The organism is Pseudomonas sp. 18173, from assembly GCF_050432945.1.
Classification (GTDB): Bacteria; Pseudomonadota; Gammaproteobacteria; order Pseudomonadales; family Pseudomonadaceae; genus Aquipseudomonas.
In genome coordinates this window covers 1-938 of record NZ_JBKFTN010000075.1, presented here as the reverse complement: position 1 = coordinate 938, position 938 = coordinate 1, and the positions used below count along the sequence as shown (strand labels likewise).

Genomic DNA, 938 nt, shown 5'->3' with positions numbered 1-938 from the left:
GCTGATGATCGGTGATCTGCGCTGTACGCCGGATACCTTGGCCAACACAACAAATAGATCAGAGACCGCGGGTTGAAGGCAATCCGAAGGGTGGAGGTTGTACATCAATGAACGTCTTGCGTTCTTGTATCTCAAGGTATTGGCTGGGAGGGGCGTTGGTAGCCTGTATGGCTATTACACCGGCTGACGCCCACGACGTTTCCATCACCGCGCTGTTCAAACCGGATTCGGCGCGTCCTCATCTCAACAAGTTCCAGAACACAACGCCACCCAGCGGCTACTGCGTCAAGTACCCGGGACAGTGCGCGGACAATGAGATGTTCAGCCTGCAGGTGCCGATTCAGTTCCACTCCGCAGCGCCGATCGTTGCCAACCACCCTTCTGCTCGCCAGGGCGCCACACTGCAAGTGCCTGCGCAGTGGCGCGAGCTGACGGTCTATCACGAATCGACCCGGGAACCGGAGACGGTCAGGGTGAGGATCGTCGGTGTAGGTTCGGAATATCATACCGAGGATGTCATGCAACTGATCGGTGAAAACCATGATGACTACCGGTTGGCACATAACCGTTTGTGGGGAAGTAGCTGGGTAAATAGTCCCGCTCCCTGTCTTTATAGCGGCGTGGGGTACTTCAGCGGAACTTACTACGGTTTTTTCTGGAAAACACCCGTTGAGGCTGCCTGCACAAAGCAGGCGATGTTTGATGTTCCCTGGCTACGTTACGAGCACCTGGATTTCGCTTATGAACTGGAAACGCCCAACCCTCTGGGTATGTCTTCAGGGCACTACACCGGCTCGCTGACTTACACCGTCGGTCCCCACGGTGATTTCGATTTCGGCGACGTCATGTTGCCGAGCAGTTCGACACTGACCTTCAACTTCAACCTCGATGTGAAGCACACCCTAAAAGTCGACATCCCACCGGGCGGCGAAAAAATC

1 pseudogene is annotated in these 938 nt (G+C 55.4%); it reads left to right on the top strand.

The annotated features are described in order from the left end of the window. Positions 1–167 precede the first annotated feature (167 nt). Positions 168–938: pseudogene (locus tag ACLD1X_RS29120) on the top strand (hypothetical protein); the annotation flags it as partial.